A 26,314-nucleotide genomic window follows, 5' to 3' on the forward strand; every position below is an offset into this window, starting at 1 on the left:
TGTCTTAATTAAATCTTGCGGAAAAACGTAGCTTCAAATGTAGTGCTATTTCCAGCATTGTCCGTTACGATGACTTTAAGGTGGTTTTCACTATCTGTAACGACATTATCTGAAAAATCGTGTTTGATGATACCAGTTTTATAATCGTACTCCATGAGAATGAATTTGCCATTTACTGTTGCTCGATATCCGTCAATGCCACTGTCTTTATCTGCAATAGATAGTTTTAATGTTTTATTCTTACTGATCCATTGTTTGTTTTTAAAATTGATGGGCTTAATAGTAGGTTTTTTATCATCCTTAGTAATGGCATAAGTTCCCATTATTTTACTGTAAGCAGTCAGTTTGTTGCCATTGCGTTTTGTGTTAACGTGATAGGCAGCACCCCATGAGGTAATACGTGCAATGTAATATTGATCCAGATTATCACCAGCTTTTGAGCTTATATCATATTCAAGTATAAAGTTTTTATGCAACGGTACAACGTCTCTATGAATAGTTATGGTGTCTAAGTTTTCTTTGATTTCTAATAGTTGGTCTTCATATAAAGCACCTTTGGGAATTGTGAGGTTAAATTTCCCCATTTTACTATTGAATGTGGTTGAATGACTTACATATTCTAATCCGTCATTATCAGGTGCTAATAATTCTGTAGGCGGTTCATCATTAATGATGTCTACAACAATCTTACTGGTATTGTTTTGGTAATCTTTGATTTCAATATGATAGCTACTATTAGATCCAGGTTCATAAAGGGATAGTTTACCGTCATTAATTGAATTGCCGTAAAGGCTTAATGGACTTCCTGGTGGAATAAATAATTTTGAAATACGACTTTTCTTTTCTTTGAAAAACTCATAATCAATCATTTGATTCAAATATCTAGTCTCACTAAATGCATAAGTGTCAAAACAAATTTCAAAATTAGGAGTACCGTTAAAGCTGGTTTTAATTTGATAAACACCATTCTGGTTATTACCACCATTTTGACGGTCACTGGTATTAACGCCTATACCTATCGTACCATATGCATTTAGCTTTTCTGTTTTAAACCCACCAGTTTTTAAAGGTATAAGCCTTAAAAGAGTAGGTTCATTCTTTCCATTTATAGTTGCGTTTTCATCTAGTGGATAGGCCATTACTTGCTTTACTAACGGCTTTTTAGTGTCAGGTACATTAATACCCATCATCATTGGGTTGATAGGTCTTGCAGCACTGTCCCTAATTTCAAAATGTAAGTGAGGTCCACCGCTACCGCCACTATTACCACTAAAGGCAACTACCTCACCTTGATCTACTCTCAATTCAAGATCAGTTGGGAAAAGTTGGATTTCATAAGTTTCATTATCGTACTGTCTTTTTTTAAGATACTCTTCTATACGAGGAGATAATTTATCTAGGTGTGCATATACGCTAGTGTATCCGTTAGGATGTGTGATGTAAATAGCTTTACCATAACCATAGCGTTCAATTTTAATACGACTAACATAACCAGAAGCTGTAGCATAAACTTTTAAACCAGTGCGCTGGTTTGTTTTAATATCTAAACCACTATGAAAGTGATTAGAGCGCAATTCTCCAAAAGTTCCAGATAATTTTAATTCAATATCTAGTGGATTCTTGAAATAACCTTCAGGAATATTTTTTTGGTTTTGGCTTGCGCCAAAATTGGACACAACGAGCAAAGAGAAGAAGAAAATTATTTTTTTATGTAACATAGGCTAAATATAATAGGCTTGCGCCAACTTGCAAAGAGATTTCTTACTGGTCTTTCAAACTTTGTTCCAATAATGTTTGATAAGTCTCGCGGTAATCCTAATTTTGTAAGAACAGTATAAAATTTGCTCAAGTGCCAACACTTTCTTCCCAAATTGCAACCATAGAGCTTAAAATCAAAGCTTTAATTGAAGAAAATGTGCGATTAAAAACGCAGAATGAACAGCAAAAGGCTGAAATGTCCTTGCTAGAAGACGATAATAAAGAGCTCGTTGAGGCGTTAAAAGTTAGTGAAGAGAGAATTGTGGCACTTAAAACCGCAAATGCTATGCTGGGTAGTGACGATTATAAAACAAAAACCAAGCTCAAAATAAACGCATTGATTCGTGAACTCGATCAGTGTATAGATCAAATAGCTTCATAGTGGCAGATAAACTAAAAATAAAGATTTCAATTGCAGATCGTGTTTATCCACTAACCATAGATCCTTCTCGTGAAGAAGGTTTGCGTAAAGCAGCAAAAAATATCGAGGCGATGATTAAACAGCTTGAAAGCAGTTATGCCGTAAGAGATAAGCAAGACGTTCTAGCAATGTGTGCTCTTCAATTTGCAGCAAAAGCTGAACAAATAAATATAGATAGTAGTGAAGATGTAGCCCAGGCACAAGAACAGTTAGAAGTCTTGAGCCAGTTATTATCACAACAATTATCTTAGTCGTTCTTTAAACATAAACAGTTACTACCTGCACTTGTTTCATTTTTTGGTGAACTCAACACGTAATTCTTTAAAAAAGGTGAGTCGTGGTTGTAAAAGCAAGCCGAACCTATGAGCCGGATCCTTGATCAACCAGTTAACCTTAAACTTTATTTAAGGAGTTCATTCAAAACCCAACTTGTGCAGGTTTTTTTATATATAATAACCAATGGAAACATCAGCAATGACACCAATCATATATGCTATCGTAGCATTAATAGTAGGTCTAGCAATAGGCTACTTCATAGCAAAATCAATAGTTGAAAAAGGCAAAGCCTCACAACTTATAGCCGATGCACAGAAAGAAGCAAAATCTTTAGTTAAAGAAGCCCAAGTAGAAGGCGAAAAAATTAAAAATGAAAAAACTTTTAAGGCAAAAGAGAAATTTATAGAGCTTAAATCGCAACATGAGAAAGAAATCATGAATCGCGAAAAGAAAATGAGCGATGCTGAAAAGCGTACAAGGGATAAAGAGTCTAAAGTGTCTAGTGAACTTGCAAAAACTAAACAATTAGAGCAAAAATTATCCAATAAAATAAATGACTTAGATTCTAAAAGAGAGTCTATTCTTAAAAAACAAGCCGAAGTTGAAAAAATGCACGAGTCTCAGGTAAAACAACTTGAGGTTATTAGTGGAATGTCCGGTGAAGATGCTAAAAAACAATTAGTAGAGTCTTTAAAAGATAAGGCAAAGACCGAAGCGATGAGTATTGTACAAAGTACTATCGAAGAGGCAAAACTTACCGCAACACAAGAAGCACGTAAAGTTATTATTAATACAATACAGCGCATAGGTACTGAAGAGGCTGTAGAAAATTGTGTATCTGTATTCAATCTTGAGTCAGACGACGTAAAAGGTCGTATAATAGGACGAGAAGGTCGCAATATTAGAGCTATTGAAGCTGCTACTGGTGTTGAGATTATAGTTGATGATACACCAGACGCAATTATTCTTTCTTGTTTTGACTCAGTACGTAGAGAGGTAGCTCGTTTATCATTACACAAATTAGTAACTGATGGACGTATTCACCCAGCTAGAATTGAAGAGGTTGTTGCAAAAACAAGAAAGCAGATTGATCAAGAAATTGCTGAGGTTGGGAAACGTACTGTGATTGATTTAGGAATACATGGTCTACATCCAGAATTAATTAAAATGGTAGGTAGAATGAAGTATCGTTCTTCTTATGGACAAAACTTATTGCAGCACAGTAGGGAAGTAGCAAAGTTATGTGGTACTATGGCAGCAGAGTTAGGGTTGAATCCTAAACTTGCAAAACGCGCTGGATTACTACATGATATAGGTAAGGTGCCAGAAACAGAAGATGAAACTCCTCACGCAATCTTAGGTATGAACCTAGCTGAAAAGCATGGTGAGAAACCAGAAGTTTGTAATGCTATAGGTGCTCACCACGATGAAATTGAAATGACATCATTACTTTCTCCTATCGTACAGGTGTGTGATGCTATAAGCGGTGCACGTCCAGGAGCTAGACGTCAGGTACTAGACTCGTACATTCAGCGATTAAAAGATCTTGAAGAAATTGCATTTGGTTTCAACGGTGTTGAAAAAGCATATGCCATTCAAGCAGGACGCGAGTTACGTGTGATTGTAGAAAGTGAAAAAGTAAGCGATGATAAGGCAGCACAGTTATCGTTTGAAATTTCACAAAAAATTCAAACAGACATGACTTATCCTGGTCAGGTTAAAGTAACTGTTATAAGAGAAACTAGAGCTGTTAATATAGCAAAGTAATTAAGCTATGTTTTCTTAAACTAAAAAGAGCGCTGCATCATGCAGCGCTCTTTTATTATAAAGTAAAACTCTAGTCGCCCCTACACGTCTAGAGTTTTCTTTTTGATCACCTTTTTACAGGTTTTCATATTCATAATAATTAGTGATGTGATTAAAATAAATCTCTCACAGCTTTTTAATTAATGCGTACTTAAAAAGTTTTGCTTAATTACTACGGTATAAAGTTAAGAAAATCTAGCTCATAAAAAATACCCTTTAAAGGGTATTTTTTATGTAACATGTTTAATTACATTAAATTAAACATTTGTTTATTCGTCATAAATATTCTTATAACCTTTTTCTTCGACTTCAAAAAACTTACCAGTTACATACCTATAATGTTCATCGAGTTGGGCAAGGTTTTTAAGGTCATCTTTATCTAACTGCAATTGTGCAGACTCAAGATTTTGCTTAATCCTACCTGGATTTGTAGATTTAGGAATCACGGCAGTTCCTCTTTGAGCTGACCAGTTGATTAGAACTTGTGCAGGAGAAACATTATGCTTATTTGCAATATTTTGAACTTCAGTTTTTTCAAACATATTAGGTTCGTTCTCTTGTTTCATTCCTTCAGATCTGTCTCCACTACCTAGTGGTGAATAGCCTGTAAGATGTATTCCTTTATTACTGCAATACTCAAAAAGTTCATTTTGCTGTAATAATGGATGAAGCTCAACTTGATTCATTTCAGGCACTTCATCTGTATTTGCGATAAGTTCTTCTAATTTTTGTTTGCTGAAATTAGAAACTCCTATATGTTTTGCAAGACCTTTTCGTTTTAATTCTCCCATGGCGTTCCATGTATCAGTGATAGGCGCCTCTTGTGGTGTTAAATAATCTTCAGGACCTTCTGGCGACTGTACATCGGGTTTAAATGCGACTGGCCAGTGTATTAAATATAAATCTAGATAATCCAGTTGTAAATCCTTGAGCGTTTGTTTCATCGCTGGCTCTACATCTTTAGGTAAGTGAGCATTGTTCCATAGTTTTGATGTAATCCATACATCTTCTCTTTTTATTTCTCCTTTAGAGAATACCTCATTAAATGCTTCTCCTATTTCTTTCTCATTACCATATATAGCGGCGCAGTCTATGTGTTTATAACCGGATTCTAAAGCGCTGATTACAGCATTTTTAACCTCGCCTGGTTTTGATTTCCATGTTCCTAATCCTATAGGGAATAGCTCATCACCATTTTTAAATTTTAAAGATTTCATAAGTTTTAGTTTTTTTATAAAGTTAGCTTTCGCGTAAGCGAGATAAAAGCAATTCTACTACTTTGACATAACTTTAATAGAAAATAACTAAGCCCTAGGATGGTGTTTTTCCATAATTTTAGTGAGGTGAGCACGATCGACGTGCATATATATTTCTGTGGTGGTGATGCTTTCATGTCCTAGCATCATTTGAATAGATCTAAGGTCAGCACCATTTTCTAAGAGGTGCGTGGCAAATGAGTGTCTGAACGTGTGTGGACTAATTTTTTTTGTAATACCTACTTTAATTTTAAGCTCTTTTATAATGTGAAAAATCATTGCTCTAGTCAGTCCTGCACCACGTCTATTAAGGAAAAGAGTGTCTGTATGTTGTGGTTTAATAGGTATGTGGCAACGTATCTCATCTGTATAAAGATTGATAACGTTTATAGTAAATTCACCTATAGGTATAAATCGTTGTTTATCTCCTTTACCAGTTACCTTTATAAAGCCTTCTTCAAAAAATAGGTCACTTATCTTCAGTGTAATGAGTTCACTCACGCGTAGTCCACAACCGTACAATGTTTCTAGTATAGCACGATTGCGCTCGCCTTGTGGTGTAGATCGATCTATGGAATTAATAAGTGTGTCAATCTCACTTGTGCTTAAAGTGTCTGGAAGTTTGCGACCTATTTTAGGCGATTCTATTAATTCTAGTGGGTTGTCTTTTCTATAATCTTCAAGAATCAGGTAATTGAAAAATGCTTTTAAACTGCTTAAAGCTCTTGCTTGGGATCTAGCAGATACGTTTTTTGCGAGTTCATAAATATAATCTCTGATTGTATTTGTGGTAATGTGTATCGGTGATTGAGATATCTTGTAATCTGTTAACCAAGTCGTAAACTTCTCTAGGTCGCGTTTATAAGCTTTTATGGTATTATCTGCTAGACTGCGTTCCAATCTAGAGTATGTCAAAAAGTCCTTAATGCTGTGTTCCCATTTCATAATTGTAAAGGTAGAAGTATTACTATTTATAAATTAGGATAATGAGGTCGTGTTAATTAAAAATTAATACATCGGCTTAAAAGGTTGACAGTTAATAATTGGCATTTTTCAATTAACATCCTTTAAGACTCCTTATATTTTTTTTAATACATACCGGTTTAGGACGCAATTATATTTGCACCGAACTAATAAAAAATCAAAATATTATGAAAAAAATTGCATTAAGTTTAATTTTAGGGGTGTTTGCTTTTGGATTATCATCAGCTCAAGAAATTGATTTTGGAGTTAAAGGTGGTGTTAACTTTGCAAAATTAACAGGCGATAGTGTTGAAGACGCAGATGGTAGAACTGGTTTTCATGTAGGTCTTACAGGTGAATATATGTTCAACGACACTTTTGGATTACAAGGTGAGGTAGTATACTCTACGCAAGGATTACAATCAGAAGATGAGATTTTAGGGCAAAATGTTGAACAAGTATTAAAATTAGACTACATCAATGTACCAGTGTTAGCTAAATTTTATATCGCTGATTCTGGATTCTCTATTGATGCAGGACCACAAATAGGTTTCTTAGTAAGTGATAAGTATGAAGTTAACGGTGAAAATGTTGATGAAGAACTTAATGCAGAAACTATTGACCTAAGTGTAGGTGGTGGACTAGCTTATAAATTCAAAGAAGGAACTTCTCTAGAAGGATTTAATGTTAGCGCACGTTATATGATTGGGTTAAGTAATGTGTATAAAGATAATGACACTTTCGGTGATGATATCACTAATTCAAATTTACAGATTTCATTAGGATATAAATTCTAAGGAGATTATAAACGATGATTTAAAAAGCAGCCGCAGGGCTGCTTTTTTTGTTTCACGCTTTCGCGAAAGCGTAATTACCAATATCTTTAAACCATGAAAATACACATCATTAATGGTCCTAATTTAAATCTATTAGGGAAGAGAGAACCAGAAACATATGGTTCTAAAAGTTTTGAAGAATATTTTAGAGAGCTACAATTCGCTTTTAAAGAAATTGAGCTTTCATATTATCAGTCCAATATTGAAGGAGAACTAATTAATGAATTACATGCTGCTCAAGAAAATGGAGTAGATGGTGTGATCTTTAACGCCGGTGGCTACACGCATACCTCTGTAGCGATAGGAGATGCCGTTGCAGGTATAAGCGTTCCTGTAATTGAGGTCCATATCTCTAATGTGATGGATCGGGAAGAATTTAGACATGTCTCCTATATCTCAAAAAATGCTGCTGGGATCATTAGTGGTCTTGGTCTTAAAGGCTATGAACTAGCCATTAAAAGTTTTAAGTTATAAAAAAAGGCCACTAGAAATAGTGGCCTTTTTAATAATGTCGAGAACTGATTTCTACCAGTTGTCAGAAAGTATTTGAATACCATCAACTAGCCACCATATACCTATACCACCTAAAGTGATAATGAAAAGTACATTCCAGTACCATGGGCTACCTAAGTACCATCTGTGAGCAGCAAATCCTCCTAAGAAGAACCATAAAGCAGCTGCAATCCACATTTCTTCATCAAGTGCCGCAGCAGCTGGAGAAGAAAGAGTAACCGTTGTAGTAGATTCCTCAACAGTTGTTGTCGTGTTAACTGTAGTAACAACGTTGCGTTCTACTGGGAAAGAAGCAAAACTTAATGTGCTTACCAGCATGAAAATGCTCATAAGAGCTAGAGTCAATTTAGTTTTCATATTAGAAAATTTAGTTAGTTATATTTACCAAATATATAATTTATAATGAATAAGCACCTTCTTATTGTAGTAATCTTCTTCTCAATATTCTCTAATGCACAAGAACATGAATACCTAGGTTTTTTGAAATTACCAGACAGTACATTTATATCTTATAAAGTTAATTTTACTGAGAAAGAAGGTCTTATTAAAGGATATTCTTATACAGATATGAATGGAGATCACGAGACTAAATCGTCAATTGTTGGACGATTTAATGATCGTAAGAATACTTTAGAATTTAGAGAGGTTTCAACTATTTATACCAAGTCTGATATTACCGAACTTGATTTTTGTTACGTGTACTTTACTGGTAAAACTAGAAAACTTAACGGTAAGGCTGCAGTAGAAGGAACTTTCAAAAGCTACTATGATGACTTAACGAGTTGCATTGATGGTGAGTTGAGTCTTAACGCTGCTGATAAAATTGAAAAGCGAACTGAACGATTTGAGAGATTAGTCGCAAAGTCTAATAAAATTGCAGATAGCACTAAGCAAAAAATAGACATGAATCAATTCATGAGTCGTTTTGAAGATAATAGATTGAAAGGTGGAGAAAAGGTAAATATTATATGGAATCAAGATTATTTGAAATTGATGATTTGGGATCCAGGAACAGTAGATGGTGATATCATTAAAATCACTTTAAATGGTAAAGATATTTTATCTTCCTATAGTACGGTAAAGAAGCAAAAAGAAATAGAACTACAACTTACAAAAGAAGTTAACACAATCACTGTCACAGCATTAAATGAAGGGCAAGAAGCTCCAAATACAGCAAAAATTAAATTATCTGATGGAAAAGGAGAGACCATCGATCTATTATCAAGTCTTGTTGTAGGTGAAGAAGTTACTCTAGTCTTTTATAAAGAAAAGCCACAGATCAATAAAAAATAAAAAAAGCTCTAAAATATTATTTTAGAGCTTTTTTTATTTTTTAAAATGTTTTTAAAGACTAAACACAATTCCTGCATTTATACTACTGCGGCCATTTCTAGCTGCTTCACCGTTATTCTCCTTAAATACATCGTTTAATCCGGATTGTGCATCGTATTCAAAGAATATTTTTGCTTGATCTGAAATAGGAATGCGAACACCTATACCTGTATTAAATCCAAAATCGGTACTACTAAATGCTTCAGAAACATCCGAGTCATTTGCAAGAGCTGTTGCATCATTTAGAAAACCTACATAACCTCCAAAGTGTAAATACCAATTATCACTTCTTCCAAAATGTAAAACACCAGTTACAGGAATTGTCGTGTAGCTGAGTCTGAAGTCTGTTATTAAAGTACCGAATTCATCAGATACAAAACCATCTGCCCAGCCTTTTTGATCTAGTATAATTTTAGCTTTAATTCCCCATCGATCACTAAAATAATATTCTGCACCTACAGCTGCATTAAAGTTGAAATCAGATTTAGTATTGTCAAATGCGTTAGAGACGTTAGAGATATTTAATCCTGCACTTCCCATCACTTCAATAAGCCCTTTTTCTTGTGCTTGTCCAGTTAAGCTTAATGATACACAGGTGATTAAAGTTAATAATAGTTTTTTCATATTATAAATTTGGTTAGTTAAGGCCCTAATGTATCTAATTTATTAAATAAAATTTCAATTTATAGGAAAATACTTTGGTCGAGATGTTCATTTGTTAATTGGGAGCATTTAACAATTTGATTAACAAATAATTGTGTTTTAAATATCGTTATCTCCTGAACTAAAAAACTAAATGATGAAAAACAAATTTTTTGCGGCTATGCTGCTCGCATTTTCTTGTGCCTTACTTACAAACGCGCAAGAAGAGAGATCGACAGATTTATCTTATTTATTCCCAGAACCCAAGTCATGGGATTTTGGATTGCAAGTGAATCAAGGATTAGAGCGAAGTACTTATTCTAATTTTCAGGGCACAGGTGGTTTTTCTCAAACTGATGGAATTACCAGACTAGCATTTTTTGCACAGTATCAAATCAATAAGAATTCCAATCTTAAAATGGAATTAAGTGCTGGTTTATACTACAGATTAGCTCCTACCATATCTTTACAATACGGTTATCAATTTGCGCCTCGTTGGACTGCTTACGGTGGTCTGGCAGTTGAGTATGCTGGCAGTTATAATTTCTATGATGGTAGAGAAAATAATCCTCAATACAGATCTATAATGCCTAGATTTCAACTAGGTGTCCGGTATCAGGCAAGTAAAAGTATTTTTATAGATTTAAGGTATGAAGGAGATATTCTTAAAAGAACTCAGCTTCAAAATTTATCTACATCTAGAGGTAGGATACATACAGTTACATTAGGTATGGGAATTAAATTTTAAAAGTTTAATTTCTAAAACAAATTAAAAAAGCCTCAATTTCAATAAGAAATTGAGGCTTTTGATTTATTATCAATCTTACTTTATAAGTGAATCACTTCACCATATGCGTCTGCTACAGCTTCCATTACCGCTTCACTCATTGTAGGGTGTGGATGTATCGCTTTTAATACTTCGTGACCAGTAGTTTCTAGTTTACGACCTAGAACTGCCTCGGCAATCATATCAGTAACACCAGCTCCTATCATGTGACATCCTAACCATTCACCATACTTAGCATCAAAAATCACTTTTACAAAACCATCTTTTGCGCCAGAGGCACTTGCTTTTCCAGATGCGCTGAATGGAAATTTACCAACCTTTAATTCATAACCAGCTTCTTTAGCTTGTGCTTCTGTCATACCTACACTCGCAATTTCTGGAGTAGAGTATGTACAACCAGGTATGTTACCATAATCAAGTGGTTCTACATGCATGTCTGCAATTTTCTCTACACACAAAATACCTTCGGCACTTGCCACGTGAGCTAGAGCTGGACCAGCTGTAATATCACCTATGGCATAATATCCAGGTATGTTAGTTTGATACCAGTCATTAACTAGTACTTTACCACGATCTGTAGATATTCCTATTTCTTCTAGACCTATGTTAGATAAGTTAGTCTCAATTCCTACCGCACTTAAAACGATATCAGCTTCAAGAACTTCTTCTCCTTTTTTAGTTTTTACCGTTGCTTTAACGCCATTACCAGATGTATCTACACCAGTAACTTCACTAGACGTCATGATTTTAATGCCTGCTTTTTTAAAGCTACGTTCCATTTGCTTAGAAACGTCAATATCTTCAACAGGTACAATACGATCTACATACTCTACTATAGTAACCTCAGTTCCCATAGAGTTATAGAAATAAGCAAACTCAACACCTATCGCTCCAGATCCTACTACGATCATTTTCTTAGGCTGCTTTTCTAAAGTCATAGCTTCACGGTAACCTATTACTTTTTTACCATCCTGTGGTAAATTAGGAAGTACACGAGACTTTGCACCAGTAGCTATAATAATATGCTTTCCTTCAACAGTTGAAGTAGAACCATCTTCAGCTTTTACCTCTATTTTCTTTCCCTTTTTAACGGTACCGTAACCCATGATGACATCTATCTTATTCTTTTTTAATAAGAATTGTACACCTTTACTCATTCCGTTAGCAACATCACGAGAACGTTTCACAACCGCGTTAAAATCTTTATCTACACCAGTAACTTTAAGACCATAATCTTCGGCATGGTTGAGGTAATTGAAAACATCAGCACTTTTAATTAGTGCTTTTGTAGGGATACAACCCCAATTCAAACATACTCCACCTAGAGATTCCTTCTCTACAATAGCAGTTTTCAAACCTAATTGAGACGCGCGTATTGCAGTTACATATCCACCAGGTCCACTACCTAAAACGATTACATCATATTTACTCATATCTGTCAATTTTTAAGAGTCACAAAAATATGGAATAAAGTCTAACGGATTGTAAATTTGCACAACCTTATTCTTATGTATAAATCTATAGTACGACCGTTCCTTTTCTCCTTTGATCCAGAGGCAGTTCATCATTTTTCTTTTAAAAGCATCAAATTATTGAGCAAAGTGCCTGGTTTTAGTGCGCTTTCGCGAAAGCGTTATAAACAAAATCATCCTGCTTTAAAAAGAGAACTCTTTGGTTTACAGTTTGAGAATCCAGTAGGAATGGCAGCAGGATTTGATAAAGATGCTAAAGCATTTAAAGAATTTTCAAATCTTGGTTTTGGATTTATAGAAATAGGAACGCTGACACCAAAGCCGCAAGATGGAAATCCTAAGCAACGATTGTTCAGATTAAAGAAAGATCAAGCGATTGTAAACAGAATGGGTTTCAATAACGGTGGAGTAGATGCTGCTGTAGAACGATTGAAAAGAAATCCAAAGCTAGGCCAATCTAATCACGTCTTAATAGGTGGAAATATTGGGAAGAACAAACTCACGCCTAATGAGGATGCGGTAAACGATTACATCATTTGTTTTGAAAAGCTGTTTGATTATGTAGATTATTTTACAGTAAATGTGAGCTCACCCAATACACCAGGATTACGCGAGCTGCAAGATCGCAAACCGCTAACGCACATACTTCAAACACTTCAAGACTTAAATAATGAAAAGGCTCAAAGAAAACCAATACTCCTTAAAATCGCTCCAGATCTTACCGACGATCAATTGCTGGATATCATAGGAATCGTAGAAGACACTCAAATTGATGGAGTCATATCTAGTAATACAACCATTTCTAGAGAAGGATTACAATCAGAAGAAAGTCTAGTAAAACAAGCCGGCGGATTAAGCGGTGCGCCACTGACTAAAAGAGCAACAGAGGTAATCGCTTTTTTACACGATAAAAGCAACGGCGCTTTTCCAATAATAGGTGTAGGTGGAATCATGACCGCACAAGATGCTATTGATAAAATGAACGCTGGTGCGAGTCTGGTGCAATTATATACTGGATTTGTTTATGAAGGTCCTGCTTTGATTAGGGATATTAATCGAGAAATAATTAGGAAAGCTCGTTAGTTTTTCTTTCGACAAAATTTAATTTTATGAAAAAGTATTTAGTACACATTTTAGTCCTTGTTATATTTTTCAGTTTTACATCTTGTGGTTCAGACGATGATGTTCAAACAGTAAATCAAGATGATATTGTTGGAATTTGGACTCTGAAATCAGTAGAGAATCAAGGTGTAGATGTTCCTACAATGAATTGTCAAACTGAACAAACCATTACTTTTAATTCTGATTTGACAGGTGGAGAGAGGTTTCCAGAGAATCAAATGGCTCCGTGTGATTTTTCCACCACCAGTTTTACTTGGGTAAGAAATGGAGATTTGATAACACAATCGGTTACCGGAGAAGGGACTTTTGTTAATGAAGTAATTGTAGTTAATTCAACTCAATTACAAGTCGTAGTGATTGAAAGAAACGGCACAGCTGTTCCACAAAATCAACAAGAAATTTACAAATACGAAAAGTAGGATTATCACGAATCTTTATTCAAGGCTATCATTTGTTTGATAGCCTTTTTTAATGGTTTAAATTTGAGTAGTAAATATTTCAATCAATTATTTGTTAGAAACTCTTATATCCTTTTCAATCGCAACTTTGATTCTGGCATTATCTCCAGGACCAGATAATATTTTTGTTCTCACACAATCGGTGGCAAGAGGTTCTAAATATGGAATTGCCATCGCCAGTGGATTAATTACAGGATGTATTGTTCATACATCAGTAGTTGCATTAGGTTTTGCTGTTGTTATCCGAGATAATGAGTGGTTGTTGTATTCTATTAAAATTGCTGGTGCTATTTATTTGCTTTATCTCGCTTTTAAAATTTATAAATCAGATGCGAGTATTGAATTTGGTGATTCAAAAACTTCTTCCCAAAGTCTATGGAAGCTTTACAAAGTAGGAATTACTATGAATTTGCTCAATCCTAAAGTGACTTTGTTTTTTCTCGCATTGTTACCGCAATTTGTAATGGCAAACTCTTATCCAGATTGGATTCAAATCTATATGTTAGGTGGCGTTTTTATGTTAGTATCATTACTTACATTTTATACAATAGCGCTATTAGCTGGAAAAGCAGCAAGTTTCATAAAAACTTACACTTGGTTTGCACCAGCCATGAAATGGACACAAATTGTAGTTTTTATAGGTATTGCTGTTGCTATTTTGATTCCTTAATAAAATAAAATGTTTTTAAACAATTTGCATATTTAGATTTCTTGACTAATTATTCTCCATGGTTTTTGAAAAATTGATGGCAGTTTCTATAAGCGCAAGATGTGAATAGGCCTGTGGAAAGTTTCCTAGTAGTCTTTTGGTTTCAAAATCTATATCCTCACTAAACAATCCTAAGTGATTACTGTACGATAACAACTGGTCAAAATACTTACGAGCTTTCTTGGTTTCTCCTATTTTGTTAAGACTATCTATAAACCAGAATGAGCAAATCGTAAAACTAGAAGACGGCTCACCAAAGTCGTCTTGATTCTTATATCTATACATTAATCCATCGCGGCATAATTCTTTTTCTGTTGCTTGTACGGTGCTTATAAAACGAGAATCAGTGGCTTTAATAAATCCATACTGTTCCATTAATAACGTCGAGGCGTCTAAATCTTTTGAACCATAAGATTGGGTGTATGCTTGTACTTCTTCGCTCCAAGAATTTTGGTAAATATCCTCATAAATTTCTGCTCGTAATGTTTTCCAATCTTTCAAAGGCTCATTACGCCCTAATATTTCACCTACTTTAATAGCTCGATCCATGGCGACCCAACAAAGTAATTTTGAAAACGTGAAATGTCTATCTTCTGTACGCAGCTCCCATATACCTTTATCTGGTTCTTGCCAGTGCTGTTCTACTATTTTAGTAATTCCTTTAATAATGGTCCACAGTTCTTCGCGGTTTTCTAGAGTGGTTTCAAATTCTACAAACTGGCGATATATAACCTCCATTAAAATCCCATAGATATCATTTTGCTTCTGTATGTAAGCAGCGTTGCCTATGCGCACAGGCTGCGAATTCTGATACCCATCTAGATGGTCTAGAAAACTCTCTGTAAGGTCACGCTCACCATTAATTCCATACATGATTTGAATTTTTTCATCTTTATCAGGTATGGTATTTATAACAAATTGTAAAAATTTACGTGCACTTAATGGATGCCCTAAATCTGCAATGACTTTAATTACCATAGAAGCATCTCGTATCCAACAAAAACGATAATCCCAGTTTCTTACCTCACCGATGGTTTCTGGTAAACTTGTGGTAGCAGCAGCTAGTACAGCTCCAGATTTTTCATAAGAAAGTACTTTGAGAGTAAGAGCACTACGTACAATTTCATTTTGATAGATCGGATAGCGAGTCGTTTTTTCACTCCAGTCCATCCAGTAGGTTTTAGTACGCTGGAATTTAAGATAGCATCTGTCTAGACTTTGCGGACTCAATTTCTCATGATAACTCACTAATAAATAGGCGTTACCAGTCAATGTTATAGTTTGCTGGTTGACAATGTCGCTATAATTGAGATCGCTGTATAAAAACAAAGAATCATATTTACCATCTTTAGTCTGGCTATGGATATACTCTTCTTCAATCGTAGTAAATACTTTACTAGAAGCATATTCTAGACGTGGATCATACTGCACGGAAAATTGGGGCTTTCCTTTCAACAGTCTTATAAATCTTATGATATCTGGCGGCGTATAATAACTGCCATCTTCTTGCTGGTAACGTGGCATAAAATCAATTACCTGAAACGCATCGATTCCATTATCGTAAGTGGTGCTTAGGATATTAGTTTGCCATAGATATTCCTGAGATATAGAATAATCATCAGTGATTATAAAACTGAGAGAACCACCTTTTTTGTCATCTAGTAATTTTGCAAACACAGATGCAGAATCAAATATAGGAAGACAGCACCAGTCAATTGAACCTTTTTCAGAAATAAGGGCTGCGCTTTGGCAGTTACCTATAATTCCATAATTTAAATTATTCATAATAATCGTATAATTTTCTTTAGGGCAAACAGATTTTTCCGAAATTTAAGGATTAATCAATAATTCAAACCAAAGGATTTATCTTTATGTTAAAAACATTAATAGTTTCTAATAGATTACCCTTACAATTAAACATTGAAAACGGTAAAGTTTCCTCTTCTCCTAGTGTTGGTGGGCTGGCTACAGGACTTAAATCTGTACATAAAGAGAGTAATGGAATATGGATAGGGTGGAATGGACTTATACAGGAAGATGTTGATTCACAGCTAGAAAGTGCTGTGGAAAAAGCGGTTCAAGAGCAACAATGTGCCTCTGTAGCATTGTCTCAAGAAGACTTAGACGGCTTTTACTATGGATTTAGCAATCATACCATATGGCCCATGTTTCATTATTTTATGGAATATGCAAAATTTAGTAACAAATATTGGGAATCCTATAAAAGGGTAAATGAAAAATTTGCGCAAGTAGTATTAGAAAACTTAGAAGAAGGTGATACCGTCTGGGTGCATGATTATCAACTTATGTTGTTGCCACAACTTATAAAAGAAGAACGTCCAGATGTGTCTGTTGGTTTCTTTTTACATATTCCATTTCCATCGTTTGAAGTTTTCAGAACAATTCCATGGCGTGAGCAGATTTTAAATGGACTTTTAGGTGCTGATCTTATTGGGTTTCATACTTATGATTATGAGCGACATTTTTTAAGTTCGGTAAGTAGGATTTTAGGCTATGCGACTAGTTTTAATAGTATCACTCTGGCAGATCGTGTCGTGACAGTAGATTCCTTTCCTATGGGTATTGATTATGAAAAGTTTTCTTCTTTTTCAAAAGCGAACCAACAACAAACAGATATAACGCAGAGTGAACTACAACGCAGATTATATCATCATCAAGAAGAAACTCCTGAGGCTAAAATGATTCTGTCTATTGATAGACTAGATTATACAAAAGGTATCGCAAACCGTATCAAGGCTTATGAGCGGTTCCTAGAGAAATATCCAGATTATATTGAAAAGGTGCGACTAGTCATGTTAGCGGTTCCCAGTCGTTCAAACGTTAAACAATATAAACGATTGAAAAAAGAAATTGACGAGCTAGTAGGACGTATTAATGGAAAATTTGCCACCGTAAGTTGGACGCCTATCTGGTACTTCTATAGGTCTATGCCATTTACCAACTTAATAGATCTTTATACTTCTTGTGAAGTGGCTCTTATTACACCTATACGCGACGGAATGAATTTAGTTGCTAAAGAATATATCGCCTGTCGTACTGATCGCACAGGTGTATTGATTTTAAGTGAGATGGCAGGTGCAGCAAAGGAAATGAATGAGGCATTACTCATTAATCCTAATGACCTCGAATTGATTGCAGACACCATAAAGAAAGCTATAGAGATGCCTGTGATTGAGCAAAAAAAACGTAATAAATATATGCAAAGTCGCCTGAAACGCTACAATGTAGAGAAATGGGCAGAAGATTTTATGAACAAGCTTAAATCCGTTAAAAGAAATGAAGAGTTGGTAAAGACTAAATTAATAAACTCTAATTGTAAAGAGGAATTGTTACAACGATATAAAGAATCTCAGAATAGAATCTTCTTTTTAGATTATGATGGGACTTTAAGAGGTTTTGTTAACGACCCTAGCGAAGCACATCCAGATGAAGAAATTTTAAATTTAGTACGCGGTTTAAATGAATTGCCATGTACTGAAGTTGTGATTATCAGTGGCCGCGATGCAGATACTTTGGGAGAATGGTTTAAGGATATTCCAGTGGTTCTTATTGCAGAACATGGAGTGCTTAAAAAGAACCTAGGTGATGAAAAATGGCGTCTAACTGAGACCATGAATACAGACTGGTTTCCGACTATAGAGCCTATTCTTCAAAAATATGTTGATCGTACTCCTGGTACATTCATAGAGAAAAAGAAATATTCCTTAGTATGGCACTATCGTAAAGCAGATCCTGATTTAGGTGAGCAACGAGCTACAGAGCTCTCTAACGTTATTAAAGAGCTAAGCATCAACCGTGGTTTAAGCGTTCTTTATGGTAACAAAGTCATTGAAATAAAAAGTATGAATGTTCACAAGGGTAAAGCGGCAACTAATCATATATTAAGTTCAGAAAAAGATTTTGTTTTTGCTATTGGAGACGACTGGACTGATGAATTTATGTTCCAAGATCTACCAGAAGATGCCGTTACTGTAAAAGTAGGACGTGTAAATACTGCCGCACGATATTATATAGAACGACAAGAAGATGTTGCAGGTTTGTTGAGTTTGTTTATATCTTAAAAAAGAGTGGTTGTAATCAATTAAGTGGCGTTGTGATAATTATGTGATTCTTATCATTCATATTTGAACTCAGATTTGATAGAAAAGAAATTACAATTGAAAATTAAACTTCCCCTTAATTTTTGCTTGAACCTTAAGGCCTCTTAGTTTTTAAGAGGCTTTTTGCGTTAAAAATAAGAAGTTGAAATCGTTTTCGTAAACCTTAAATCCACATTATCTTTACACTCTGATGGAAAAGGTAAAAATCATAGAATGTCCGCGTGACGCAATGCAAGGAATTAAAGAAATGATTCCTACAGATTTGAAGGTGCAATACCTTCAATCCTTATTGCGATGCGGATTTGATACCATAGATTTTGGGAGTTTTGTGTCTCCTAAAGCAATACCACAACTAGTGGATACGGCTGAGGTTCTTTCAAAACTTGACCTTTCTAAAACAGAATCTAAACTGCTTGCCATTATTGCAAATCTACGTGGTGCAAAAGCGGCATGTGAGCATCCAGAGATTCAATATTTGGGTTATCCATTCTCTATTTCAGAGAATTTCCAGATGCGTAATACCCATAAAACTATTGCTCAAAGTGTGGAGTTGTTGCAAGAAGTAATTGATCTCGCACAAAAGCATGATAAAGAGTTAGTAGTTTATATCTCGATGGGATTTGGTAATCCTTATGGAGATCCATGGAATGTGGAGATAGTAGGAGAATGGACAGAGAAATTATACAAGATGGACGTTAAGATTTTATCGCTTTCTGATACCATAGGTAGTTCAGATCCTGAGACGATTACCTATTTGTTCTCTAACTTGATTCCTAAATATCCTGAAATAGAATTTGGTGCACATTTACATACCACACCTACCACGTGGCATGAAAAAGTAGACGCTGCTTATAAAGCTGGTTGCCGTCGTTTTGATGGTGCGATTCAAGGTTTTGGTGGTTGCCCCATGGCAAAGGATGAACTTACAGGTAATATGCCTACAGAGAAAATGGTGAGTTATTTTAATGCCGTAAAAGCAGATTCTAATGTAAACGCGATGTCCTTTGAAAGCAGTTACAATGAAGCGACAAAAATCTTTACTAAGTATCATTAGGCTATATTTAAACAGTGACATTTCTAGAGTCATTGGGATCGAAATTTAATTTTATTCATATTTAAAATCTTATCAGAATCTTAACCTAGCACAGGTGTTTAAAGGTCTATTTTTGGAATAAACCACTATTTCATGGCACTTTTAGGTCCTATTATTAAGACAGCATTAAATCTTCACGAGACGATTACCGCCACGTCAGACCATGTGGTTGCGCAACGCAAAGTATTGGAGCATTTATTAAAAACGGCAAAGAGCACTTCTTTCGGCTTGTATTATGACTTTAATAGTGTTTTAGAAGGAGATGATATGGAGCACGCTTTCGCGAAAGCGGTACCGTTTTACGACTATCACAAAATGGACGAGCAATGGTGGTCTCGCATGAAAGAAGGAAAGCCCGATATCGCATGGCCAGGCGTACCGAATTTTCTTGCTAGATCTAGTGGTACTACAGGTAAAAAATCTAAAACAATTCCAGTCACAGATGAGATGATTGCGGCGATAAAAGCTGCAGGAACCAGACAGGTAAGTGCATTGACTAATTTCAATTTGCCCACAGATGTATTTGAGAGTGAAGTCCTAGCACTAGGTAGTTCTACAGATTTGAGTGAAGAAAATGGTTTTACGATAGGAGAAATTAGTGGAATATCTGCCAGTAATATTCCAGAGTTTTTAGACTCTTTTTACAGACCAGGAAAAGAAATATCTTCCATAGACGATTGGGATGAGCGCGTTCAAAGAATAGCAGAGGAAGCTAAAAATTGGGATATAGGTATGTTAAGCGGTATTCCATCATGGTTAGAAATGATGCTTAGAAAAGTAATGGATTATCACAAGGTAGATTCTATTCATGAAATATGGCCTAATCTGTCGGTTTATACTTCTGGTGGTGTAGCATTTGAACCTTATCGCTCGAGCTTTGAAAAGCTATTTACAAAACCAGTTCAGATAGTAGATACCTATCTAGCTAGTGAAGGTTTTATAGCCTGTCAACAACGTCCAGAATCTAGTTCTATGCAGTTGATTACCGATGGTGGTATTTATTTTGAATTTGTGCCTTTTCAACCAGACTATGTGGAACAAGATGGTAGCATTTCTGATGATGCGCCAGTTCTAACTATGGATGAGGTAGAACCAGAGGTCGATTATGCTTTAATCATATCGACAGTATCTGGTGCATGGCGTTACTTAATAGGTGATACAATAAAATTTACAGACGTAGAAAAAGCCGAAATTAAAATAACTGGTAGAACTAAGTTTTTCTTAAACGTAGTAGGTAGTCAGTTATCAGTTCTTAAAATGGAAACCGCGATTACAGAATTGCAAGAAAAATTTAATACCAGCATTAAAGAGTTTACCGTTTCTGCAAAGAAAATTGATGGCAACTTTCAGCATGTATGGTATCTAGGTACAGAAACAGAAACTTCAGAAAAAGAACTTGCTGAGGCTCTAGATCAATCGCTACAAGAAGCTAATAAAAACTATAAAGTAGCAAGAACCAAGGCACTAAAAGGTGTGCAAGTTCATAAAGTACAACCAGAAACGTTTGCACAATGGAACGATCACAATAAGAAAAAAGGCGGTCAGGTAAAAATGGAAAAAGTCATGGACGAAGAGAAGTTTAAAGCATGGGAAGAGTTTGTGAGTAGTCTTTGAGTATGTTAGCTTATATGAGGAAAAAACTCACCAACTAATTAGGCGCTAATTCATCTTGACTAGGCTTTTCTCCAGTTTCTCCATAACGATTAATCAATTCTAAAATCTCTTCAGGAGATAGGTAGAATTTACGCATGTGCTTTTTATATTTCTCAGACAGACTCGTGTGATTTAAAATAAATTCTTTAGTCTTTAAAATATATTCACCCATGCCGTGGCGCACGGCATAGTCGTCTGCGGCACGTTCTACTTCTTGAATGTGTGCATGTGAGTATAAGTATTTTAATCCAAAGAAAATCATATCTACAGTAGATCGAGAACGATAATCCATGACATGGCCTAGTTCATGACCCAACCATCCTGTAAGGACATCGCTTGGTATTTCATTTATAGTAAAGATTTCATTTTCTACTTTAAATTCTTTGCTTATTAAAATGATATAACCGCGATTTTCTTTACTTCTAAAAATACTTTTATAAGTAGGTTGTGCTTGCATGAAATTCTTGCGCACCATATCATTGAACTTAAATTCTATTTCAGTATCCTTTAAGGCAGGATAAAAAGACATCGCTTTTTCGGCTTCTTTTAAAATGGAATCTGGAGCTGTAATATTAGGGTATTGCATATATAGCAATATACGAGAGGTAATGATTTGATGTCGTGAAAATAGCGTTAAAGGTTAATTAACGATACCATAAAATGCATCCTTTAAAAAGGCGCTTGCTTTCCAAACTAACAAGTGTTAGTTTTGTGTAAACTTAACGACCTAATATCTGTGAGCAACTTTCATAACATAACATTATCTCAAGTCTATAAAGAGACAGACGATACTACGGTAATCGCCTTTGACGTTCCACAAGAACTTAAAGAAGAATTTAACTATCGTCCAGGTCAGTTTTTGACCTTGCGCGCTATGATAAATGGTGAAGATGTGCGACGCAGTTATTCTTTATGCAGCAGTCCGCTGGATAATGAGTGGAAAGTTGCGGTTAAAGAAATCTTTGAAGGTAAATTTTCAACTTATGTAAATCGTGAGTTAAAGACTGGTGATCTGTTACAGGTATCAGCACCTAGTGGTGATTTTGGAATCGAAGTATCAGAAGAGAATGATGCCAAAAACTATATCGCATTTGCCGCGGGTAGTGGAATTACACCTATGTTGAGTATCATTAAGACACATCTTGCTAGCGAGCCTAATGCAAAATTCAAGTTATTCTACCTTAATAGAACCGTAAAATCAATTATATTTAAAGAAGAGATAGAAGCACTCAAAAACAAGTATTTAAGTCGTTTTGAAGTCTTTTATTTCTTAAGTCGTGAGCACAGAGATATTCCATTGTTTAATGGACGTTTTGACCAAGAAAAATTACAAACGCTTACTAAAACTTTAATAAATGCACCGCATACAGACCATGCTTTTATCTGTGGTCCAGAAGAGATGATTTTCTTAATAAGAGATGAATTAGTCGCTGCAGGAATGAAGAAAGAAAATGTTCATTTTGAACTCTTTGTAAGCGGATTAAGCGATGCAGATAAAGCCCGTGCCGCTGCTGCACTAGAGAAAAAGGTAGATGGTGTAGATGTGACCATTATAGACGGTAGTAAAGAATTTCATTTTGTACTAGGTGATGATTATGATAACGTCCTAGATGGTGCCATAGGTGCTGGAGCAGATTTGCCATATGCCTGTAAAGGTGGTGTGTGCAGTACATGTAAATGTAAAGTGGTAGAAGGTAGTGTAGCCATGAAAGTGAACTATGCACTGACTGATGAAGAAGTAGAAAAGGGATTTGTGCTTAGTTGTGTAAGTGTACCAACGAGTAAGAAACTTGTTGTAGACTACGATGTCTAGAGTATAAAAAAAAGTATGTTGTTATATCGCTTTCGCGAAAGCGGAACCGCAACAAGTATATAGAAAGAAAAGTAAGTTCGCATCGCATGCGAACATGAACGAAGTATCATCGACGCATGCGATGCGTCAATAACATATAAACCATGAGTGAAGCAGAAATCAAAAATTTAGAAGCGCAATTTGATGCTAAAATTGCGAGAGACGAAAAGATTGAGCCTAAGGACTGGATGCCTGAGAAGTATCGCAAGACGCACATCAGACAGATATCCCAGCATGCTCATTCTGAAATAGTAGGGATGTTACCAGAAGGGAACTGGATTACTCGTGCGCCGTCATTGCGACGCAAAGTAGCGCTACTGGCAAAGGTGCAGGATGAGGCTGGACATGGACTTTATTTGTACAGTGCATGTGAAACTTTAGGAATCACTCGTGAACAATTGTATGAAGATTTACATTCTGGTAAAGCAAAGTATTCTTCGATTTTCAACTACCCTACGATGACTTGGGCAGACATGGGAGCGATAGGCTGGCTAGTGGATGGTGCTGCGATTATCAATCAGGTACCGTTGTGTAGTACTTCTTTCGGTCCATATGCTCGTGCGATGGTGCGTGTATGTAAGGAAGAAAGTTTTCACCAGCGCCAAGGATATGAAATTATGTTATCCCTATGTAACGGTAGTGAAGAGCAAAAAGAAATGGCACAAGATGCATTGAATCGCTGGTGGTGGCCGTCATTAATGATGTTAGGTCCTACAGATGCGGCAAGTACGCATACCGAGCAATCCATGAAATGGAAGTTGAAGCGTAAGACTAATGATGAATTACGTCAGCAATTTATAGATCAAACAGTACCACAAGCAGAACTTTTAGGACTTACTATTCCAGATCCAGATTTAAAATGGAATGATGAAAAGGGAAGTTATGATTTTGGCGCAATTGACTGGGACGAATTCTGGCAAGTAGTAAAAGGCCACGGACCTATGAATAAAAAACGCCTAGATGATAGACGTAACGCTTGGAACAATGGCGCTTGGGTACGTGAAGCAGCTACTGCTTATGCAGCAAAACAAAAAGCACAAACTGCTCAGGCTATTTAATCAGCGTACGAGCAAATTTTTAAACTTAAACTTAAGTTTAAACTTAAATTTAAAAAATATATGAGTCAAGAAATTCCACTTTGGGAAGTTTTTATAAGATCTAAAAACGGATTAGAACACAGACACTGCGGTAGCTTACATGCCGAAGATGCTGAAATGGCAATGAATAACGCTCGAGACGTTTATACACGTAGAAATGAAGGTGTGAGCATATGGGTCGTAGAATCTAAAAATATAACAGCCAGTAGTCCAGAAGCAAGTGGCGAGTTATTTGAACCGGCAACAGATAAAGTTTACAGACATCCTACTTTTTATGAGTTACCTGAAGAATTAAAACACATGTAAAAAGCAAAGCTTTTTACATGTGTTTTAATTCTTAAATCCAAACTTAAGTTGAAATTTAAATTTAAAGGCAATGAGTAAGGCTTATGATTTAGAAGAAAGATTAATCAGTTTTGCTGCTGATGTGGTTTTATTTTTTGATAAACCAGCAAATACCTATGCTTCTAAATATTATGCTGAACAATTGATAAGATCCTCAGGTTCTGTATCTCTAAATTTTAGTGAGTTTGCTGGAGCTGGTACTGAAAAGGATAAAATTAATAAATTAAGAATTGCTCTTAAAGAAATAAAAGAGTGTAACAATAATTTGAGAATTCAACTAAAAGCTGGTTTGGGAGATGTTAAGCATTTGAAAAAACTTCAAGATGAAGCTGAACAGATTGTTAGAATTCTAGTTGCTATTATAAATAAACGATAAACCCTTTTAAATTTAAATTTCAGTTTAGATTTAAATTTAATACCACAATATCCATTATGGAAACCATTTCAAATTCAAAAACAAAAGTGATTTCAAATTCTGCAGTGCCTATTAAGGAATTAAACCCACAATTCCTTGAATCAACAGAAAATAAGAAACACCTGATCGACTATCTTTTAGGTGTGGCAGATAACTATTTGATTCTTGGTCAGCGTCTAGGAGAACTTTGTGGTCACGGACCTAATTTAGAGCCAGATATCGCGCTTACTAATATCTCACTAGATATGTTAGGGCAGGTGCGTAGTTTTTACCAGTATATAGCGCAATTAAGAGGTGATAAGTCTACTGAAGATGATATCGCATTTTTAAGAAAAGAACGTGAGTATAAGAATGTATTACTGGTAGAGCAGCCTAACACAGATTTTGGTTATGTAATTGTACGTCAGTTTTTCTTTGATGTCTATAACAGAATGTTTTTAGGAGCATTACAACAAAGTGCAGACGAGACCTTAAGAGCTTTGGCCTTTAAAGGTATCAAAGAAGCGAGCTATCATGAGCGTTTTTCTGGAGATTGGTTAAAACGTTTAGGTGATGGAACTGAGGAAAGTAAAATACGTGTGCAACAGGCTGTAAACGATCTGTGGATTTATACAGATGAGTTGTTTCACACCACCAAGGCAGATGATGCTATGATTGAAGCTGGTGTAGCACCAGATATGTTACAGTTAAAAGAATACTACTATGATAAAGTAGGTGAGTTGCTTTCTACAGCAACACTAGAAATTCCGGAAGTAGAATATTTCCAAAAAGGTGGAAAAGAAGGTTTACACAGTGAACACATGGGTTACATTCTAGCCGATATGCAGTATATGCAGCGTGCTTATCCTGATAGTAAGTGGTAATTCAATCGATTTTCGATATTCAATATGATCCAAAATTATAACATATCTCAAGAATTATTAGATGTTTTAGAATCTGTGAAAGATCCTGAAATACCTGTATTAAACGTGGTAGACCTTGGGGTAATCCGAGAAGTTATAGTTGAAGGAAAAGAGATTACTATAAAATTGACACCTACCTATAGTGGCTGTCCAGCGATGGATGTTATAGGTGATGATTTAGAACGAGCATTTGCAGTTCACGGTTACACAACTCACATACAATTAATTATGAGTCCGCCGTGGACGACTGACTGGATTACCGAGCGTGGTCGTAAAGCACTGGAAGAGTATGGAATCGCCGCACCACTAGAAGAAACCGCCGATAAAGATGTACTTCTCAATGAGAAGAAACTCGTGAAATGTACCAACTGCGGTTCAAAAAACACTAAGTTGGTCAGTCAGTTTGGTTCTACAGCTTGCAAGGCTATGTTCCAGTGTGAGGATTGCTTAGAGCCATTTGATTATTTTAAGTGTTTGAAGTAATC

The 26,314-nt window shown here is 35.5% G+C and carries 27 protein-coding genes and 1 other RNA gene; 20 read left to right on the forward strand and 8 right to left on the reverse strand.

What is annotated here, in order from left to right; translation table 11 throughout:
• Positions 1 to 8 precede the first annotated feature (8 nt).
• A complete protein-coding gene (locus ACJJVI_RS08820; RefSeq protein WP_405351488.1) occupies positions 9 to 1,718 on the reverse strand; it encodes a M23 family metallopeptidase in 1,710 nt (569 codons plus the stop codon).
• A 131-nt stretch (positions 1,719 to 1,849) separates the two neighbouring features.
• On the opposite strand from ACJJVI_RS08820, the gene ACJJVI_RS08825 reads away from it, so the two are divergent.
• The 4 genes from ACJJVI_RS08825 to rny all read left to right on the forward strand — a co-directional run bounded on the left by ACJJVI_RS08825 (position 1,850) and on the right by rny (position 4,222).
• The gene (locus ACJJVI_RS08825; RefSeq protein ID WP_036581687.1) at positions 1,850 to 2,140 is read left to right on the forward strand and encodes a hypothetical protein; all 291 of its coding nucleotides are present in this window, start codon (positions 1,850 to 1,852) and stop codon (positions 2,138 to 2,140) included.
• Positions 2,140 to 2,430: a cell division protein ZapA gene (locus ACJJVI_RS08830; RefSeq protein ID WP_036581681.1), complete on the forward strand. Its 291-nt coding sequence runs from the start codon at positions 2,140 to 2,142 to the stop codon at positions 2,428 to 2,430. The genes ACJJVI_RS08825 and ACJJVI_RS08830 overlap by 1 nt, the downstream gene beginning before the upstream one ends.
• 53 nt (positions 2,431 to 2,483) lie before the next feature.
• Positions 2,484 to 2,594, forward strand: a non-coding RNA gene (gene ssrS, locus ACJJVI_RS08835) — 6S RNA.
• 44 nt (positions 2,595 to 2,638) lie between these two features.
• On the forward strand, positions 2,639 to 4,222 hold the full coding sequence (gene rny / locus ACJJVI_RS08840) for a ribonuclease Y (RefSeq protein ID WP_397303440.1): 1,584 nt from the start codon (positions 2,639 to 2,641) through the stop codon (positions 4,220 to 4,222).
• A gap of 308 nt (positions 4,223 to 4,530) precedes the next feature.
• Here the strand turns inward: rny and ACJJVI_RS08845 are convergent, their stop codons facing one another.
• On the reverse strand, positions 4,531 to 5,478 hold the full coding sequence (locus tag ACJJVI_RS08845; protein ID WP_036581678.1) for an aldo/keto reductase: 948 nt from the start codon (positions 5,476 to 5,478) through the stop codon (positions 4,531 to 4,533).
• An 87-nt stretch (positions 5,479 to 5,565) separates the two neighbouring features.
• Entirely contained in the window at positions 5,566 to 6,462 is an 897-nt protein-coding gene (xerD, locus tag ACJJVI_RS08850) for a site-specific tyrosine recombinase XerD (protein ID WP_405351492.1), read from the reverse strand.
• A 206-nt stretch (positions 6,463 to 6,668) separates the two neighbouring features.
• On the opposite strand from xerD, the gene ACJJVI_RS08855 reads away from it, so the two are divergent.
• Positions 6,669 to 7,277 carry a porin family protein gene (locus ACJJVI_RS08855; protein ID WP_036581673.1) on the forward strand — a complete coding sequence of 203 codons (609 nt, stop codon included), beginning with the start codon at positions 6,669 to 6,671 and terminating at the stop codon, positions 7,275 to 7,277.
• A 93-nt stretch (positions 7,278 to 7,370) separates the two neighbouring features.
• The gene (aroQ, locus tag ACJJVI_RS08860; RefSeq protein ID WP_042248279.1) at positions 7,371 to 7,790 is read left to right on the forward strand and encodes a type II 3-dehydroquinate dehydratase; all 420 of its coding nucleotides are present in this window, start codon (positions 7,371 to 7,373) and stop codon (positions 7,788 to 7,790) included.
• A 51-nt stretch (positions 7,791 to 7,841) separates the two neighbouring features.
• Here the strand turns inward: aroQ and ACJJVI_RS08865 are convergent, their stop codons facing one another.
• A complete protein-coding gene (locus tag ACJJVI_RS08865; RefSeq protein WP_042248282.1) occupies positions 7,842 to 8,186 on the reverse strand; it encodes a TM2 domain-containing protein in 345 nt (114 codons plus the stop codon).
• A 45-nt stretch (positions 8,187 to 8,231) separates the two neighbouring features.
• Here ACJJVI_RS08865 and ACJJVI_RS08870 point away from each other — a divergent pair, with 45 nt between their 5' ends.
• Positions 8,232 to 9,122 carry a hypothetical protein gene (locus ACJJVI_RS08870; RefSeq protein ID WP_405351494.1) on the forward strand — a complete coding sequence of 297 codons (891 nt, stop codon included), beginning with the start codon at positions 8,232 to 8,234 and terminating at the stop codon, positions 9,120 to 9,122.
• 51 nt (positions 9,123 to 9,173) lie between these two features.
• Here the strand turns inward: ACJJVI_RS08870 and ACJJVI_RS08875 are convergent, their stop codons facing one another.
• On the reverse strand, positions 9,174 to 9,785 hold the full coding sequence (locus ACJJVI_RS08875; RefSeq protein WP_405351496.1) for a porin family protein: 612 nt from the start codon (positions 9,783 to 9,785) through the stop codon (positions 9,174 to 9,176).
• 175 nt (positions 9,786 to 9,960) lie between these two features.
• Between ACJJVI_RS08875 and ACJJVI_RS08880 the strand changes: the two genes are divergently transcribed.
• Positions 9,961 to 10,551, forward strand: coding sequence for a hypothetical protein (locus ACJJVI_RS08880; protein ID WP_405351497.1), 591 nt, complete (start codon positions 9,961 to 9,963; stop codon positions 10,549 to 10,551).
• 80 nt (positions 10,552 to 10,631) lie between these two features.
• Here the strand turns inward: ACJJVI_RS08880 and lpdA are convergent, their stop codons facing one another.
• A complete protein-coding gene (gene lpdA / locus ACJJVI_RS08885) occupies positions 10,632 to 12,023 on the reverse strand; it encodes a dihydrolipoyl dehydrogenase (RefSeq protein WP_405351498.1) in 1,392 nt (463 codons plus the stop codon).
• Positions 12,024 to 12,098: 75 nt separating this feature from the next.
• On the opposite strand from lpdA, the gene ACJJVI_RS08890 reads away from it, so the two are divergent.
• From ACJJVI_RS08890 to ACJJVI_RS08900, 3 genes are all read left to right on the forward strand, one after another.
• Positions 12,099 to 13,145 carry a quinone-dependent dihydroorotate dehydrogenase gene (locus ACJJVI_RS08890; RefSeq protein WP_405351500.1) on the forward strand — a complete coding sequence of 349 codons (1,047 nt, stop codon included), beginning with the start codon at positions 12,099 to 12,101 and terminating at the stop codon, positions 13,143 to 13,145.
• 26 nt (positions 13,146 to 13,171) lie between these two features.
• A complete protein-coding gene (locus tag ACJJVI_RS08895) occupies positions 13,172 to 13,603 on the forward strand; it encodes a lipocalin family protein (RefSeq protein ID WP_042271250.1) in 432 nt (143 codons plus the stop codon).
• Between the two features lie 91 nt (positions 13,604 to 13,694).
• Positions 13,695 to 14,312, forward strand: a complete 618-nt coding sequence (locus tag ACJJVI_RS08900; protein ID WP_405351502.1) for a LysE family translocator — start codon at positions 13,695 to 13,697, stop codon at positions 14,310 to 14,312.
• A 45-nt stretch (positions 14,313 to 14,357) separates the two neighbouring features.
• Here ACJJVI_RS08900 and ACJJVI_RS08905 read toward each other — a convergent pair whose 3' ends face one another.
• A complete protein-coding gene (locus tag ACJJVI_RS08905; protein WP_405351504.1) occupies positions 14,358 to 16,136 on the reverse strand; it encodes a glycoside hydrolase family 15 protein in 1,779 nt (592 codons plus the stop codon).
• Positions 16,137 to 16,222: 86 nt separating this feature from the next.
• Between ACJJVI_RS08905 and ACJJVI_RS08910 the strand changes: the two genes are divergently transcribed.
• From ACJJVI_RS08910 to ACJJVI_RS08920, 3 genes are all read left to right on the forward strand, one after another.
• Positions 16,223 to 18,433, forward strand: coding sequence for a bifunctional alpha,alpha-trehalose-phosphate synthase (UDP-forming)/trehalose-phosphatase (locus tag ACJJVI_RS08910; RefSeq protein ID WP_405351506.1), 2,211 nt, complete (start codon positions 16,223 to 16,225; stop codon positions 18,431 to 18,433).
• A 229-nt stretch (positions 18,434 to 18,662) separates the two neighbouring features.
• Positions 18,663 to 19,526 carry a hydroxymethylglutaryl-CoA lyase gene (locus ACJJVI_RS08915; protein ID WP_405351507.1) on the forward strand — a complete coding sequence of 288 codons (864 nt, stop codon included), beginning with the start codon at positions 18,663 to 18,665 and terminating at the stop codon, positions 19,524 to 19,526.
• Between the two features lie 132 nt (positions 19,527 to 19,658).
• On the forward strand, positions 19,659 to 21,179 hold the full coding sequence (locus ACJJVI_RS08920; RefSeq protein WP_348021726.1) for a GH3 auxin-responsive promoter family protein: 1,521 nt from the start codon (positions 19,659 to 19,661) through the stop codon (positions 21,177 to 21,179).
• A 34-nt stretch (positions 21,180 to 21,213) separates the two neighbouring features.
• Here ACJJVI_RS08920 and ACJJVI_RS08925 read toward each other — a convergent pair whose 3' ends face one another.
• Entirely contained in the window at positions 21,214 to 21,804 is a 591-nt protein-coding gene (locus ACJJVI_RS08925) for a hypothetical protein (protein ID WP_042248313.1), read from the reverse strand.
• Positions 21,805 to 21,954: 150 nt separating this feature from the next.
• Between ACJJVI_RS08925 and paaE the strand changes: the two genes are divergently transcribed.
• The 6 genes from paaE to paaD all read left to right on the forward strand — a co-directional run bounded on the left by paaE (position 21,955) and on the right by paaD (position 26,312).
• Positions 21,955 to 23,031 carry a 1,2-phenylacetyl-CoA epoxidase subunit PaaE gene (paaE, locus tag ACJJVI_RS08930; protein ID WP_042295753.1) on the forward strand — a complete coding sequence of 359 codons (1,077 nt, stop codon included), beginning with the start codon at positions 21,955 to 21,957 and terminating at the stop codon, positions 23,029 to 23,031.
• A gap of 143 nt (positions 23,032 to 23,174) precedes the next feature.
• Positions 23,175 to 24,128 (forward strand): 1,2-phenylacetyl-CoA epoxidase subunit PaaA, encoded by a 954-nt coding sequence (gene paaA, locus ACJJVI_RS08935; RefSeq protein ID WP_397303480.1) that lies wholly within the window; start codon positions 23,175 to 23,177, stop codon positions 24,126 to 24,128.
• Between the two features lie 60 nt (positions 24,129 to 24,188).
• Positions 24,189 to 24,473: a 1,2-phenylacetyl-CoA epoxidase subunit PaaB gene (gene paaB / locus ACJJVI_RS08940; RefSeq protein WP_036581638.1), complete on the forward strand. Its 285-nt coding sequence runs from the start codon at positions 24,189 to 24,191 to the stop codon at positions 24,471 to 24,473.
• 70 nt (positions 24,474 to 24,543) lie between these two features.
• A complete protein-coding gene (locus ACJJVI_RS08945; protein ID WP_405351510.1) occupies positions 24,544 to 24,888 on the forward strand; it encodes a four helix bundle protein in 345 nt (114 codons plus the stop codon).
• 56 nt (positions 24,889 to 24,944) lie between these two features.
• On the forward strand, positions 24,945 to 25,790 hold the full coding sequence (gene paaC, locus ACJJVI_RS08950; protein WP_405351511.1) for a 1,2-phenylacetyl-CoA epoxidase subunit PaaC: 846 nt from the start codon (positions 24,945 to 24,947) through the stop codon (positions 25,788 to 25,790).
• Positions 25,791 to 25,814: 24 nt separating this feature from the next.
• The gene (paaD, locus tag ACJJVI_RS08955; protein ID WP_348021723.1) at positions 25,815 to 26,312 is read left to right on the forward strand and encodes a 1,2-phenylacetyl-CoA epoxidase subunit PaaD; all 498 of its coding nucleotides are present in this window, start codon (positions 25,815 to 25,817) and stop codon (positions 26,310 to 26,312) included.
• The last annotated feature ends 2 nt before the right edge of the window (positions 26,313 to 26,314 follow it).

Source organism: Nonlabens sp. Asnod3-H03 (genome assembly GCF_045063665.1).
GTDB lineage: Bacteria > Bacteroidota > Bacteroidia > Flavobacteriales > Flavobacteriaceae > Nonlabens > Nonlabens ulvanivorans.

Excerpts from the sequence above, each read along its gene's own strand:
- ACJJVI_RS08855 (WP_036581673.1), top strand. The coding sequence starts at position 6,669 with ATGAAAAAAATTGCATTAAGTTTAATTTTAGGGGTGTTTGCTTTTGGA.
- paaD (WP_348021723.1), top strand. The coding sequence starts at position 25,815 with ATGATCCAAAATTATAACATATCTCAAGAATTATTAGATGTTTTAGAA.
- ACJJVI_RS08875 (WP_405351496.1), bottom strand. The coding sequence starts at position 9,785 with ATGAAAAAACTATTATTAACTTTAATCACCTGTGTATCATTAAGCTTA.
- ACJJVI_RS08945 (WP_405351510.1), top strand. The coding sequence starts at position 24,544 with ATGAGTAAGGCTTATGATTTAGAAGAAAGATTAATCAGTTTTGCTGCT.
- xerD (WP_405351492.1), bottom strand. The coding sequence starts at position 6,462 with ATGAAATGGGAACACAGCATTAAGGACTTTTTGACATACTCTAGATTG.
- ACJJVI_RS08845 (WP_036581678.1), bottom strand. The coding sequence starts at position 5,478 with ATGAAATCTTTAAAATTTAAAAATGGTGATGAGCTATTCCCTATAGGA.
- ACJJVI_RS08880 (WP_405351497.1), top strand. The coding sequence starts at position 9,961 with ATGAAAAACAAATTTTTTGCGGCTATGCTGCTCGCATTTTCTTGTGCC.
- paaC (WP_405351511.1), top strand. The coding sequence starts at position 24,945 with ATGGAAACCATTTCAAATTCAAAAACAAAAGTGATTTCAAATTCTGCA.
- ACJJVI_RS08910 (WP_405351506.1), top strand. The coding sequence starts at position 16,223 with ATGTTAAAAACATTAATAGTTTCTAATAGATTACCCTTACAATTAAAC.
- rny (WP_397303440.1), top strand. The coding sequence starts at position 2,639 with ATGGAAACATCAGCAATGACACCAATCATATATGCTATCGTAGCATTA.
- lpdA (WP_405351498.1), bottom strand. The coding sequence starts at position 12,023 with ATGAGTAAATATGATGTAATCGTTTTAGGTAGTGGACCTGGTGGATAT.
- paaA (WP_397303480.1), top strand. The coding sequence starts at position 23,175 with ATGAGTGAAGCAGAAATCAAAAATTTAGAAGCGCAATTTGATGCTAAA.
- ACJJVI_RS08925 (WP_042248313.1), bottom strand. The coding sequence starts at position 21,804 with ATGCAATACCCTAATATTACAGCTCCAGATTCCATTTTAAAAGAAGCC.
- ACJJVI_RS08915 (WP_405351507.1), top strand. The coding sequence starts at position 18,663 with ATGGAAAAGGTAAAAATCATAGAATGTCCGCGTGACGCAATGCAAGGA.
- ACJJVI_RS08890 (WP_405351500.1), top strand. The coding sequence starts at position 12,099 with ATGTATAAATCTATAGTACGACCGTTCCTTTTCTCCTTTGATCCAGAG.
- ACJJVI_RS08920 (WP_348021726.1), top strand. The coding sequence starts at position 19,659 with ATGGCACTTTTAGGTCCTATTATTAAGACAGCATTAAATCTTCACGAG.
- paaB (WP_036581638.1), top strand. The coding sequence starts at position 24,189 with ATGAGTCAAGAAATTCCACTTTGGGAAGTTTTTATAAGATCTAAAAAC.
- ACJJVI_RS08820 (WP_405351488.1), bottom strand. The coding sequence starts at position 1,718 with ATGTTACATAAAAAAATAATTTTCTTCTTCTCTTTGCTCGTTGTGTCC.
- ACJJVI_RS08905 (WP_405351504.1), bottom strand. The coding sequence starts at position 16,136 with ATGAATAATTTAAATTATGGAATTATAGGTAACTGCCAAAGCGCAGCC.
- ACJJVI_RS08870 (WP_405351494.1), top strand. The coding sequence starts at position 8,232 with ATGAATAAGCACCTTCTTATTGTAGTAATCTTCTTCTCAATATTCTCT.
- aroQ (WP_042248279.1), top strand. The coding sequence starts at position 7,371 with ATGAAAATACACATCATTAATGGTCCTAATTTAAATCTATTAGGGAAG.
- ACJJVI_RS08865 (WP_042248282.1), bottom strand. The coding sequence starts at position 8,186 with ATGAAAACTAAATTGACTCTAGCTCTTATGAGCATTTTCATGCTGGTA.
- ACJJVI_RS08895 (WP_042271250.1), top strand. The coding sequence starts at position 13,172 with ATGAAAAAGTATTTAGTACACATTTTAGTCCTTGTTATATTTTTCAGT.